The organism is Amycolatopsis sp. (assembly GCF_036008905.1).
GTDB lineage: Bacteria > Actinomycetota > Actinomycetes > Mycobacteriales > Pseudonocardiaceae > Amycolatopsis.
On sequence record NZ_DASYMU010000047.1, the window covers coordinates 41057 to 54335 of the forward strand.

Consider the following 13279-nt stretch of genomic DNA (forward strand, 5'->3'; position numbering starts at 1 on the left):
CTTGACGCGCCACGCTCGCCAACGCAAACATCGAGGTGATCCTCAAGGGCACCAGGGGCCCACGGGATCACGAGGAGCGGGGCGGAGGGCTCTACTCCGACGTCGGGGGTGCAAAGCATGCCCTTTTCTCGTCGGAACGCAAATCTGGCACTCGATTCTCTTTATCGGGCGCTGTGTTATCGAACGCCGCGCTTCCAGACGCCGTACTGCCGTGTCGACGAAGATGGAGCCGGTATGCCTGCAACACCCACTTATCCTGGTGTGTACATCGAGGAATTACCCAGTCGCGTCCGGACGATCACCACCGTTTCCACCTCGGTGACGGCCTTTGTCGGATACACCGCGCAAGGCCCGGTGGACCAGCCGGTCACGATCACCAGTTTCGCGGACTACGAACGCCGTTTCGGCGGGCTCGCGGCGAAAAGCCCGGTGAGCTACGCGGTCCAGCAGTTCTTCCTGAACGGCGGCTCGATAGCGATCGTCGTCCGGGTGGCGGCGGGCGCGGGTCGCGCTTCGGTCGTCCTCAAGAACTCGTCGGCGAATTCCGACGCCGTGCCTGGTCCGGCGCTGCGAGTCGTCGCGAAGGAGCCCGGTGCCTGGGGCAACGGCCTGCGGGTCGCGGTCGACTACGCGACACAGACCCCGGACAAGACGTTCAACCTGCAGGTGTTCGGCGCGTCCGGCTCACCGCGCGAGAGTTTCGGCGATCTGTCGCTGGACAAGGCGGATTCCCGGTACGCCCCGTCCGTGATCAACTCCGGCTCGGCGCTGATCACCGTGGAACACCCGGACGACACGGTGACGAACCGGCCCGAACCGGTGGGCACGGTCTCCGGCGCCTTCGGAGACTCGATCCCCGACCCCAACGGCGATCTCGAGGTCAAGTTCCAGGGCGAGTCCCAGACGTGGAACGTCACGATCGCCGACGCGCCAGTGCCGACATCGCTGGCGGGATTGGCACTGCTGCTGGAAAACACGCTGCGCGGCATCCTCGATCCGCCGGGGTCGCGCACCTTCGGCTCGGCGAAGGTCACCGTGATGGGCAACCGCCTGCAGGTGGTTTCCGGCGCCACCAAGCCCGAGACCATCCTCGAATTCAGTGGTAGCACCGCCACCAACCTCGGCCTGAACGCGTCGTCGAACGTCACCGCGTATTCGGTCGGCTCGACCGAGGACCACGGCTCCCAGGGTGCGGGCACGGCCGGCGTCGACGGCACGCTACCCGCGTTCACCGACATCATCGGCAGCGAGAGCGGCAAGACCGGGATCCACGCGCTGCGGGACGTCCAGGACGTGAATCTGTTGTCGCTGCCCGAAATCTGCGAACTGGGCATCGACGACATGGTCGCGGTGATCGCCGCGGCACAGCGGCTGTGCCAGGACAAGCGGATGTTCCTCCTCGTCGACAGCCCGGCCGCGTGGGAGACGCTCGACCAGGCGAGGGCGAACCTCGGCAACCTGGATTCGGTGCGCAGCAACTATTCCGCGCTGTACTTCCCGCATCTCGAACTCGTCGACCCGCTGAGCGGACGGCTGCGGACGTTCCCGCCGAGCGGCGCCGTCGCGGGGATCATGGCGCGCACCGACAGCGAACGCGGTGTCTGGAAAGCGCCGGCGGGTACCGAAGCCAGGCTTTCCGGGACCCGCGCGCTGACCGTGCCGATGACCGATCCGGAGAACGGTCTCGTCAACCCGCTGGGCGTCAACTGCCTGCGGTCGTTCCCGGTGATCGGCCCGGTGGTCTGGGGTGCCCGCACGATGGAGGGCGCCGACGCGCTGGCCTCGCAGTGGAAGTACGTCCCGGTGCGGCGCTTGGCGCTCATGCTCGAAGAAAGCCTTTACCGCGGTACGAAATGGGTCGTGTTCGAGCCCAACGACGAACCGCTCTGGGCGCAGATCCGGCTCAACGTCGGCGCTTTCCTGCATTCGCTTTTCGAACGCGGCGCCTTCCAAGGCGTCTCGTCGCGCGAGGCCTATTTCGTCAAATGTGACAAGGACACCACCACCCAGAACGACATCAACAACGGGGTCGTCAACGTTCTCGTCGGATTCGCTCCGCTGAAACCCGCGGAATTCGTGGTCATCAAGATCGAACAGCTCGCCGGACAGATCGAGGTATGAGGAATGGCTGAGTTCACTGTCAATCCGCAGCGGTTCGATCCGTACAAGAACTTCAAGTTCCTGGTTCTGTGGGACGGCCGCACCGTCGCGGGAGTATCCAAGATCAGTCCGCTCAAGCGGACCACCGAGGTCGTCAAGCACCGCCACGGTGGTGACGCGAGTTCGCCGCGGAAGTCCGCGGGACGCACGGAATTCGAGGCGATCACGCTCGAGCGCGGAGTGACCCACGACGCCGAATTCGACCGGTGGGCCAACAAGGTCTGGATGGTCGGCCAGGGCAAGGGTTCCGAGTCCTCGCTGCGCGACTTCCGCAAGGACATCGTGATCCAGCTCCTCAACGAAGCCGGTCAGGTCGCGGTGGCCTACAAGATCTACCGGGCGTGGGTGGCCGAGTACCAGATCGTCGGCGAGCTCGACGCGAACGCGAACGCCGTCGCGATCCAGAGTCTCAAGCTGGAGAACGAGGGCTGGGAGCGGGACTACGAGGTCGCCGAGCCGGAAGAGCCGTCCATCCAGTTCCCGGCTTAAGCCATGCCGGGGCCGACGGATCTGCTGGCCACCTGGGAATCGGGGCTCGCGTCGGGACCGGCGCACCGCGCGGTGCTGCTGCACGCGCTGACCGGCGGCGGACGGCTCGACGTGCCGGTGGGCCGGCGGGACCGGGACCTGTTCGCCCTGCGCCGCGAGCTGTTCGGTGAGCGGCTCAACGGGCGGGTGATGTGCCGGCACTGCGAAACCGAGCAGGAGTTCGACTTCGAGGTGGCCAATGTGCTGGGCGTCGAAAGTCCCGGCGCCGAGGAGTTCGGGGTCGAGGTGGGGGAATGGCGGGTCCGGTTGCGGTTGCCGAACTCGGGCGATCTGCTGGCGGCCGCCGCGGCCGGGCCACGGGAGGCGAGACAGGTGCTGCTGACCAGATGCACGCTGGCCGCCCGGCGGCAGGACGAGCCGGACGGTGACCTGCCGGACGAGGTGCAGTCCGCGATGGCTTCCGCGATCGCGGAAGCCGATCCGGGCGCGGACGTCCGGCTGTCCATGCCGTGTGTCGAATGTGGACAGTCCACTTCGGCCACCATCGACATCGTTTCGTACCTGTGGTCCGAAGTGGATGCTTGGGCGAGGGGGATCATGCTGGACGTTCATCTGCTCGCGTCGGCCTATGGCTGGACCGAGGCGGCGGTACTGGAGTTGAGCCCGACCCGGCGGCGGTACTACCTGGAGCTGGTGGGCCATGCCTGACTTCCTCGACCGCCTGCTGGCCCGCAGTGTGCCGGGCTTCCCGGCACCACAAGGAGAAACCGTGGTGACGCCACGGTTGCCCCAGCTCTTCGAGCACGGCGGCGCGGCGCTCGACGTCGAAGAGTTCGTGGCTGCCGCTTCCGCACCAGCCGTGACGACGGCCGCGCAGCCACCGATCCCCGTCGCACCAGGCCGGAATCCCCAGCGGGAGACACGGCGACCTGACCCACCCTCGGCAGTTCCCGCGGCCCTGACCCCGCGAATCCCGGCCACCGCGGCGATTCCGGTCGTTGCGCCACCTCTGCGCACCGCTTCAGAGCGAATCACCACGATCGAGGCACACAGCGAACACGTCCGCGAAGAACACTTCACGACGGTCGACCACACCGTGTACCAAGGAGAACCAACCGCGACCCTGCTTCCCAGCACCACCGTGGTGGTTCCCGCCGCGGCGGGAGGGACGCCCGATGTCCGGCGCCCCGGCGTCGCGGCGGCCCGGCGCGGCGAGCAGCCGCAGCCGTTGGTCCGGGTCTCGATCGGCCGGGTGGAAGTAACCGGTGCCACCAAACCTGACAAGCCACCGGCGCGACCGAAACCGGCCCGGGCCGACCCGGCCATGAGTCTCGAGCGCTACCTCTCTCGTGAGGAAGGCCGCCGATGAGCAACTTCCTCGCCATCGCCACGGCCACCGAGGCGTTGAAGATCTTCGTCGCCAAAGCTGCCACCGATCTCGGGCTCGGTGTCAAGGTGGACACCAAGAAGCCGCCGGCCGATCCGCCACAGGACCCGCTGATCACCGTGTTCCTGTACCAGGTGACGCCGAACGCGGCCCTGCGCAACAACGACGCCGTGACGCGGTCCGGGGACGGCACCGTCCTCAAGCGACCCCGGCTCGCGCTCGATCTGCACTACTTGATCAGTTTCTTCGGCGACGAAGGCGAACTGGTGCCACAGCGGCTGCTCGGCGCCGTCGCGCGAACCCTGCACGAGCAGGCCACGCTCCCCCGGCGTGACATCGAGGAAGCGGCGGTCAAGCCCTATCTGCTCGGTTCCGATCTCGCCGCGTCACCGCAGCTGGTTCGCTTCACCCCGACCCAGCTGGATCTCGACGACCTGTCCAAGCTGTGGTCGACGATGTTCCAGACGCCGTACGCGTTGTCCATGGTCTACCAAGCCACAGCCGTGCTCCTGGACGGCGAAGCGAGCCCGGCCGCCGGGAAGCCGGTGCTGCGGCGGCAGATCGCGGTCGAGGCGTTCACGCGGCCCACGATCGACAAGGTGCTGTCACTGCCCGCCGGATCCGCACCCGGTACCCAGCCCGACGACGAACCCGTGACCAAGGACCGCGAACTCGCGCTGCTCGGCAGCGGACTGGGACGGCCAGGGCTGAGTGCGGTGGTCGGCGGCTCGGTGTCGGCCGTGCTGCGGTCCCGCGACGATCTCGTGGTGCTCGCGCAGCCACCGGGCCTGCCGCCCGGGGTGCATCCCGTGCAGCTGCGCTACGACGTCCGCTTCGGCGAACCGGCGGAGACGCGGCCTTGGCTGGAATCCAACGCGGTGCCCTACGTGCGACGCCCGCGGGTCCTGGAGGCCACCGTCGAAGCCGGCGACCAGGCCCGGATCCGGCTCGACATCCCGGCGACCCCGGAGCAGCGGATCACCGTGCTGCTCGACGAACGCGCCCCGGCGGGCAAACCGCGCGGCTACCAGTTCGTCGCACCCTTTCCCCTCCGCGAGGACCCCGGCCCGGTCGACGAGTTCACCGTGCCGATCACGGGCGCCGCGACCGGCACGTATCTCGTGCGGGTGCAGATCGACGGCGCGGAGAGCCCGCTGGACATCGCCGACGGAACGTTCGGCGGCCCGACGCTGGACATCACGGGCTGACACCGGAAATGGGGGAATCGTTGGGACAGCAAGGTTTTCCGGACGGCGGTGACGTGCATCAGCGCGTACTCGCCGCCGCGACGCGTGCCGTGCTGTCCAAACTGGATTCCCACGCCGGTGGCGCCCCGGAGCCCGATCCCGCGATCGCCGACACGGACGGGATCTCCGCGCTGGACGCGTTGTGTTCCTGTTTCGACCTCAGCCCGTTCGAGCGGTCCATCCTGGTGCTGACCGCGGCCTTCGAGCTGGACCCGAGCACCGCGGCCCGGTGCGCCGCCGCGAGCGGGGATCCGAAGCGGGCGTATCCCACGTTCTCCTTGGCGCTGGCGGCTTTCGACCACCCGCACTGGAGCGCGCTGACCCCGATCGCGCCGCTGCGCCGGTGGCGGCTGGTGGAGGTGGACACCGAGCCGGGGCTCACCACCGGACGGTTGCGGATCGACGAGCGGGTCCTGCACTTCCTGGTCGGTGTGCCCTATGTGGACAGTCGGCTGCACGGCCTGCTCACCAGGATCGACGCACCCGCCCGGCTCCCGGCGTCCCATCAGCAGGCGGCACGCTCGATCGGCCGGGCGTGGACCGGTCTCGACGACGATCCGCACGTCCAGGTGATCGGCGCGGACCAGCAGACACGCTGGGAAGTCGCGTCGGCGGCGGCGCGTGACGCGGGCGTGTCGCTACACGCCGTACTGGCCGAGGATCTGCCGACAGCTCCGGCCGAACGCGAGGCGTTGGCCAGGTTGTGGGAGCGCGAAGCCCTGTTGCTGCCCGCCGCGCTGCTCGTCGAGATCACCGATCCGAAGGCGACGCAGCTCGCCGCCCAATCCTTCGTCGGCGGGCTCGCCGCGCCCGTCGTCGTCTCGGCACTCGACCCGGTGGCCGCGCCGGGCCGCCACTGGCCGCGCGTGTCGCTGTCCCGCCCCACCCAGGACGAACAGCGCACACTGTGGGCGTCTTCGCTCAACGGCAGCGCTTCCGGGATGACCGAGCTGCAACTACGAGACCTCGTCGCGCAGTTTTCCCTGCCCGCACATGTGATCCGCTCGGCCGGGGCGTCCGTGCGCGATGAATCCGGTGATGGCGCACACCTCGCCTGGCAAGCAGGGCTGGCGCAGGCACGCATGGCACTCGACGAACTCGGCCGCCGGATCGAACCTCAGGCCGTCTCGGCGGATCTCGTGCTCCCGGCCGCGCAACGAGCGACCCTGAACGAAATCGTCGCGCACGTACGGCAGCGGTCGAAGGTGTACCAGCAGTGGGGCTTCGAATCCGTGTTGCGGCGCGGGCTCGGAGTCACCGCGCTGTTCGCCGGCGGCAGCGGCACCGGGAAGACGCTCGCCGCCGAGGTGCTCGCCGGCGAACTCGGGCTCGACCTCTTCGTCATCGACCTTTCCCAGGTGATCAGCAAGTACATCGGCGAGACCGAGAAGAACCTGCGGAAGGTGTTCGACGCCGCCGAGGGCGGCGGCGCGCTGCTCCTGTTCGACGAGGCCGACGCGTTGTTCGGGAAACGCAGTGAGATCAAGGACAGCCACGACCGGTACGCCAATATCGAGGTCAGCTACCTGCTGATGCGCATGGAGTCCTACCGCGGGCTGGCCATCCTCACCACGAACATGAAGAAGGCGCTGGACACGGCCTTCCTGCGTCGTATCCGGTTCGTCGTCGACTTCCCGTTCCCGGGTCCGGCGGAACGGGCCGAGATCTGGCGGCGCGTGATCCCCGCCGAAACCCCGACGGACGGGATCGACCCGCTCCGCCTGGCGCAGTTGACGGTGGCGGGCGGGAGTATTCGCAACGTCGCGCTGTCGGCGGCGTTCCTGGCCGCCGAAGAGTCGGTGCCGCTGGGGATGAGGCACGTGCTCGCCGCGGCGCGGACCGAATACCTGAAGCTGGAGCGTTCGCTCACCTCCTCGGAGGTGGCCGGATGGACGTGACCGAGGACATCCGGGTGGAGATCGGCGAGCTCGTGCTCGTCGGCTTCAGTCAGGTGAAGACCGATCTCCTGGTGCGGGCCTTCGAAACCGAGCTGACCAGGCTGCTACGGGAAAGCGGGATCGCCTCCCGCGGGCTGGAGCTCGACTTCGTCAGCGGCCTGCCGCCGTTGCCACGGACAACTTCGGCGCGGCGCCTGGGCGAGGCGCTCGCGTGGTCCGTCCACAAGGGACTTTCCCGGGGCACGCCATGACCCGTGCGCTGGCCAAGCCTGCCGCCGAACCCGGCAAGGGCAAATCCAAGGACAAGCATTCGAAGCCCGCACGGCCGCCCCGGGAGCTGCGCGAAGTACTCGCGTCGCCGGGACATCCGATCGACCCCGGGTTGCGCGGCGAGCTGGAAGCCAAGCTGGGACACGACTTCAGCCGGGTCCGCGTGCACAACGACCCCGACGCGGCGGCGGTGACCGAACTGCTCGGCGCCGACGCGGTGACGGTCGGGCAGGACATCTTCTTCGCCAAAGCCATGTTCCGGCCGGAGACCACGGACGGCCGCCGCTTGCTCGTGCACGAACTGCTGCACACGGTTCAGGTCCCGGACGCGCTCGGGGCGTTGCGCGAGGGGCGTGACACCGGCGCGGTCAGCACGCCGGGTGAACCGCTCGAACGCGAAGCCGAAGACGTCGCGCGGTCCGGGGAACCCGAGCGGCAAGCCGATCGCGTTCGGCAGGGCGCGGCGTGGATGCGGTACGCGACCGTCGACGCGGACCGGATGCGGACCGAACAGCTGGATCCGGCGACCTTGGTGGACCGGCTGGTCGCGGGCGTGCTGCGGAGCCTGCGCGGCGACCCGTCGGACGTGTCGGGGCGGGTTCGCGCGCAGCTCGCCAGGTTCACGCCCGAGCTGCGGCACACCGTGCTCATCAAGCTGGAAACCCGGCTTCCGTCGTCCGACTACGCACGGGTGCTGGAGTGGGCCGACGAGGCGGACACCGAAGCGGGCGGGCCGGTCGAGACGCCGAACGTTCCGGAGCCGGTGCCGGACAACGAACCTGAGCCCGATCCCGAGCCGTCACCGGAACCTGAGCCGCAGGAGCCCGAGCCGTCACCAGAGGAAAAGCCCGAGCCGTCGGCGGACGAAAAAGAGCCGGAGAAGCCCAAAGAAGAGAAGACCGACGAGGAAAAGAAGAAGGAAGACGAAGAGAAGAAAGAGGAAGAAGACAAGGACAAGAAGGACGAAAAGGAAGCGGGCAAAGAGGAGAAGAAACCCGAGGAGGCTCCCGCTGGAGAGGCCGCACCTGCCGAAGTCCCGGGTGCTCAGGCACCTGGAGCTCCTGGTGCCGGACCGGCCGCCGGACAAGGTCCGCCCGCGGGTGCGGCCCCCATGCCTGAGGGCGGTCTGGGCGCGGCCGAGCCCGTGGCCGCGGCGCCGGAAAAGGTCGAAGCGGCCGCGGAGGCACCCGACAGCCCGCTGGTCCAGCACGGCCTGCTGGAGCGTCCGGGACAGGACGACCGCGTCGAGGAGCAGGAAAAACCGATCGGGCTGGAGCCCGCGGCCGACAACGAAGTCGAGGTTCCCGAGCCCGAAGAGCCGAAGTCCGAAGAGGACGAACAGCCGGAGCCTCCGGCGCTCAAGCCCGAGGACCACCTGCCGAGCACCGACCTCGACGTCTCGAACGTGCCCACCGCCGACCAGATCACCCTGCCCGCCACGGGATCCCCGCCCCCGCAGCAGCAGGCGCCCAGCTTCGCGAGTCCCCCGCCGACCAAGGCCGACCAAGCAGAGCAGGCCGAACCCGAGGCTCCCACCCCGGAAGCGCCCGCACCGATACAGACCGCCGCGGATCCGGCCGCCGAGGAAGAGCCGCCGGCTGAACAGCCGTTGGAAGCCGAAGTCGGCCCCGACCCGACGACCACGGACGCCGCCACCGCGCCGGTACCGGCTGAACAGCCGCCACAGCCCGAAGAACGGGCCGCCGAGCCCGAGCCGATCGCACCCGAGCCCGCCGCCGAACGGGCCCCGGCCATGGGGGCGCCCGGCCCGGCAGGTGGTGCCGACGCGGGCATGGCGGACGCCGGACCTGCTGCGATGGCCGAGCAACCCGGCGAGGTCGACACCGCCCCGGCGCCCGAAGCATCGCTGGAGAAAGACGGCGGCGGCTGCGAAGGCGCCCCCGCGCCTGCGGCGGCCGAGCCCGACGCGGGTGGCGGCTGTGGCGGCGGCGGAGGCGCGCCCCCGGCCGAAGCGGCCCCGGAACCCGCCCCGCCGGACGTCTCGGCGCAGCCGCCGGAAGCGGCGCTGGCCACGGTGTCGACGCTCCCACCGGACAAGATGGAATCCGCACTGTCCGGAGTGGACAGTGCGGTCTCCCACGACGTCGGCGAAAGGCAGACCGCGCTGCAAGGCGCTCCCCCGACGATGCAACGGCCGTCCGGCGCGCCGCAGACGATGTCCGGGCCGCCGGAGGTCGCACCTCAGGCCGACGCGGAGAAGATCACGCTCAAGCAGGCCGAAGCCCAGCAGGCGGAGCAGAAGAAACAAGAAGAGGCCAAGCAGGTCCAGGGGGAGAACAACGCCGGGCAGGCACCGAGACCGCATGTCGCCGGGGACACCGAAGGCCATATGTCGGCGGACGAGATCGAGAACGTCCAGCAAGCGGTCGAAAACGTCCCCACCACCGACCCGGCGCTGAACACCACCGTCGGCGCGGCGCCGAAAGTCGAGCTCACCGGCGTAAACGACCCGAAGCGCACCGACGAGCAGACCGGTGAGCTGAAGGACGCGTCGGCGAAGATCCACGCGACCGGACAGCAGGAAGCGGGCAAGAACCTCGGGGAGCACCGGATCTTCCCGAACGCGCCGCCGCAGACGTTGACCGGGCAGATCCCGTCGGCCGGTGGCGAAGGCGGTGGTGGTCCCGCTGCCGGACCGGCCGGGCCTGGCGGCGCGGATGCCGGTGTCGCCGTCGTCGCGCAGCAGGAACGCGGCCCGCAGATCCAGGCCGGGGTGGCCGAAGGCCGGACCCAGATGGGCACCGAGCGGGACACCCAGCAACAGGGTGAAACGAAGGCGAACGCCGACCACGAAGCCGAAGTGACCGCGACCGTCCAGGAGAACGCCGACGCCCAGGCCGCCGAGCGAGGCAAGGTCGCCGAGGACGCGACCGCGAAGCGCGAGGAGTGGCGCGCCGAGCAGGACAAGAAGATCGAGGAGAGCAACGCCGAGGCGGACAAGGAGCACGACACCGCCAAGACCGGCATCCACAAGGAGAAGACGGATACCGACAAGGAGGCCGAAGACCAGAAGAAGGAAGACAACGACAAGATCACCCACGAGCGGGAGCAGGCCGAAGAGAAGGCCCGCAAAGAGAAAGAGGACAAGAAGAAGGAGTCCGAAGGCGGCGGTTTCTTCAGCTGGCTGGCGTCGAAGGTCGCGAGCTTCTTCGAAGGGCTGCTCAACGCGATCACCGCGATCTTCGACGCGGCCGTGTCGCTGGTCAACGGCATCATCAAGACCTTCGCCAGTATCGTCACCGGCCTCATCGACCTGGCCCGCAAAGCGATCGTCGGCCTGATCAACGTGCTGGCCAACGTCCTGCTGAAGCTCTGCGACGTCCTCGCCGTGTTCTTCCCGGAACTCGCGGCGAAGATACGAAAGCAGATCGAAGACCTCCGCGACGCCGCGATCGCCGCGGTCAACAAACTCGCGGACGCCCTCAAGGCCGGCGTCGAGTTCCTCCTCAACAAACTCGCCGAAGCGCTGACCGGTTTGCTGCGGCTGCTGGAAAAGGGCCTCAAAGCCGCCGTCGACGTCGTGCGCAAAGCCGTCAACGCCGCCATCGAATTCGCCAAGGCCGCCATCCAGATGCTCGGCGAGTTCGCCGCGATCATCGCCGACATCGCCTCGATGGGCGTCGGCCCGTGGCTCGGCAAACTGGGCAGCTCGGCGAAGGAAGGCATCCAGAACCACCTGTGGGGCGCGATCAAGAGCGCGGTCAAGACGTGGTTCAACGAGAAGGTCGAGGCCGTCCTCGGCCTGGGCAAAGCCGTGATCAACACGCTGATCAAGGGCTGCTTCTCGATGGCGAAGATCGGCAAAATGGCCTGGGACGCGATCATCGCGTCACTGCCGATGATCATCATCACCGTCGTCATCGAACGGCTGGTGTCCCTGATCATCCCGGCCGCCGGTGCCGTGCTGGCCGTGATCCAGGGCCTGATGGCCGCCTGGGGAACGATCAGCAAGATCCTGGCGGCCATCGGCGCTTTCATGGCGTTCCTCAAGGCGGTCAAGGCCGGTCAAGCCGCGTGCCTGTTCGCGAAAGCCGTCGCGGCGGGTGTGGTGGCGCTGCTGGAGTTCATCACCAACTTCCTGATGGCGAAGCTCGCGTCCGCGGCCAAGGGCGTCGGCAGGTCACTCAAGGGCATCGCCTCGAAGATCATGAAAGGCCTGGGGCGCGCCGGAAAGGGCGCGCGGAAGGCCGCTGGCAGAGCGGTCAACTCTGCTCGGACGGGGATGAAGAAGGTCGGCCAAGCCCTGCGTCCCAAGGGTCGCGGCCCCCGACCCGCTCGCCCCACTCGGGCTGGTCGTCCCGCCAGGCCGGGCCGCCCCGAACGCGCCGGTCGTCCTGGGCGTCCTGCCCGAACTCCGGCACGTGCTGCGCGGAAGAACCCGCTCACGCGGGTGAAGTCCGCCGTCCGCAACGGGGTCCGGAAGGCCGCGACGGCGTTGAAGAAGGTCGGCAAGAAGATCGCCAACAGCAAGATCGGCAAGGCGATCAAGAACACCGCCAAGAAGCTACGCGACAAGTACACGAAGATGCGGGACAAGTTCAAGGCGAAGGCCAAGGCGCGCAAGGACCAGAAAGCCAAGCGCGACACCGAGAAGAACTCACCCCAGGCGAAGCAGCGCCGACTCGAGCTGATCGTCGCGCGCATCAAGCCGAAGCTTGAGCGGCTCCTGAAGATGGGAGTGCGTGGCCGCGTACTGAATGGTGTTCTTCTCGGTTTTCGAACATTCTATCGACTCACCGCGCTAAAGGTCGAGGGAGCCCAAGAATTCCTGATTCGCGCCATCCTGAACCCGGATCAGCCGGTAGTACTGGGAAAGTCGTTCAACATAGCAAATATCGACATAGAAGTCGATCGAATGCTTCGTGCCGTCCGAAAGATCGGCCAAGAAATCGAAGAATCCGGCGCCGCGCGCAATTCGGAAACCGCAACCCAACGAGCGCGGACCAAAGAAACCACCCTACCCATGGCCAGTGGCGGCGACCGCCAGGCGGTACTCGCCGAAAGCAAAGCAGGTGGAGCCGAGGTTCACGCCGCGCTGAGGCGTCGAAAGGTGCAGCCGGAAACAAAAAGCGATGCCGTTCAACTACTTTCCGACACAGTCGACCCCCTAACCGTGATTCGCCGCTTCCGCAGCCGCAATCGACGCCAGAAGCCGAATCCACGAAACCGACTTGTCGACGTTACCGACCCCACAAGCGGAAAGCCAAAGGGTGTCAGCTATCCAGAATTCAAGAACATACTGAAAAATACCGGCAAGGAACAAGAGATCGCACAGGACGCACTGGGCCTGTTGGCCGCACGCGCGCCCCGTGGCACGCACCCTCAACTGGCGGCCGAGGTAAATATCTGGGCGATGCATGGCGAAGGCCATCGGAACATTGGCGCACTCGCAACACAAGCGATGGCTCTCGACGCCGCCGCACGCGGTGAAATGTCATTGCAGAAGGCGGTCGATATCGCTCCGATGTCACCTGGCGGCGCACCGACTCAGTCCAAGCACGCAGTCCGATACCTGAATGAAGTTCGCGAAAAGCCCGTACGAACAGATCGAAAATGGGTCCTCCAGGCAGACCAACTCGCCCAGAGGGAAATGAACATGATCAAAGTATGGGTTGAGTCCCTCAAGGATCTCAAAATCAAAGATGCCGCCACTCAGAAGGAAAAAGAGACAGCGCTGATCCTGGAGGTCAGAAAGCGAATACACAAGATGTACGGCTTGAAGGGCAGCGATATGATGGGTGCAGAAGACTTCCTCAAGAGAGTGGACAACGAACATGTCATCCTCTAAGCACCGATCCCGGAAAATT

Annotated in this window: 8 protein-coding genes; all 8 read left to right on the forward strand. The window is 67.4% G+C overall.

Going from position 1 to position 13279, the window contains the following annotated elements; all coding sequences use genetic code 11:
* Positions 1–234 precede the first annotated feature (234 nt).
* From VGP60_RS09690 to VGP60_RS09725, 8 genes are read left to right on the forward strand one after another with little or no spacing between them, the layout of a single operon-like run.
* Positions 235–2121: a phage tail sheath C-terminal domain-containing protein gene (locus VGP60_RS09690; protein ID WP_327547575.1), complete on the forward strand. Its 1887-nt coding sequence runs from the start codon at positions 235–237 to the stop codon at positions 2119–2121.
* Between the two features lie 3 nt (positions 2122–2124).
* A complete protein-coding gene (locus VGP60_RS09695; RefSeq protein ID WP_327547576.1) occupies positions 2125–2649 on the forward strand; it encodes a phage tail protein in 525 nt (174 codons plus the stop codon).
* A gap of 3 nt (positions 2650–2652) precedes the next feature.
* Positions 2653–3357, forward strand: coding sequence for a hypothetical protein (locus tag VGP60_RS09700; protein WP_327547577.1), 705 nt, complete (start codon positions 2653–2655; stop codon positions 3355–3357).
* The gene (locus VGP60_RS09705) at positions 3350–4018 is read left to right on the forward strand and encodes a hypothetical protein (protein WP_327547578.1); all 669 of its coding nucleotides are present in this window, start codon (positions 3350–3352) and stop codon (positions 4016–4018) included. The genes VGP60_RS09700 and VGP60_RS09705 overlap by 8 nt, the downstream gene beginning before the upstream one ends.
* Positions 4015–5244 carry a DUF4255 domain-containing protein gene (locus tag VGP60_RS09710; RefSeq protein ID WP_327547579.1) on the forward strand — a complete coding sequence of 410 codons (1230 nt, stop codon included), beginning with the start codon at positions 4015–4017 and terminating at the stop codon, positions 5242–5244. Before VGP60_RS09705 ends, VGP60_RS09710 begins: the two co-directional genes overlap by 4 nt.
* Positions 5245–5252: 8 nt before the next feature.
* The gene (locus VGP60_RS09715) at positions 5253–7181 is read left to right on the forward strand and encodes an ATP-binding protein (RefSeq protein WP_327547580.1); all 1929 of its coding nucleotides are present in this window, start codon (positions 5253–5255) and stop codon (positions 7179–7181) included.
* Complete coding sequence (locus VGP60_RS09720; protein ID WP_327547581.1) at positions 7172–7432, forward strand: hypothetical protein; 261 nt, start codon at positions 7172–7174, stop codon at positions 7430–7432. The genes VGP60_RS09715 and VGP60_RS09720 overlap by 10 nt, the downstream gene beginning before the upstream one ends.
* Positions 7429–13260, forward strand: coding sequence for an eCIS core domain-containing protein (locus VGP60_RS09725; protein ID WP_327547582.1), 5832 nt, complete (start codon positions 7429–7431; stop codon positions 13258–13260). The genes VGP60_RS09720 and VGP60_RS09725 overlap by 4 nt, the downstream gene beginning before the upstream one ends.
* Positions 13261–13279: the final 19 nt, after the last annotated feature.

What these genes read in the sequence shown, in the direction of transcription:
- VGP60_RS09690 (WP_327547575.1), top strand. Translation starts at nt 235, where the DNA reads ATGCCTGCAACACCCACTTATCCTGGTGTGTACATCGAGGAATTACCC.
- VGP60_RS09695 (WP_327547576.1), top strand. Translation starts at nt 2,125, where the DNA reads ATGGCTGAGTTCACTGTCAATCCGCAGCGGTTCGATCCGTACAAGAAC.
- VGP60_RS09700 (WP_327547577.1), top strand. Translation starts at nt 2,653, where the DNA reads ATGCCGGGGCCGACGGATCTGCTGGCCACCTGGGAATCGGGGCTCGCG.
- VGP60_RS09705 (WP_327547578.1), top strand. Translation starts at nt 3,350, where the DNA reads ATGCCTGACTTCCTCGACCGCCTGCTGGCCCGCAGTGTGCCGGGCTTC.
- VGP60_RS09710 (WP_327547579.1), top strand. Translation starts at nt 4,015, where the DNA reads ATGAGCAACTTCCTCGCCATCGCCACGGCCACCGAGGCGTTGAAGATC.
- VGP60_RS09715 (WP_327547580.1), top strand. Translation starts at nt 5,253, where the DNA reads ATGGGGGAATCGTTGGGACAGCAAGGTTTTCCGGACGGCGGTGACGTG.
- VGP60_RS09720 (WP_327547581.1), top strand. Translation starts at nt 7,172, where the DNA reads ATGGACGTGACCGAGGACATCCGGGTGGAGATCGGCGAGCTCGTGCTC.
- VGP60_RS09725 (WP_327547582.1), top strand. Translation starts at nt 7,429, where the DNA reads ATGACCCGTGCGCTGGCCAAGCCTGCCGCCGAACCCGGCAAGGGCAAA.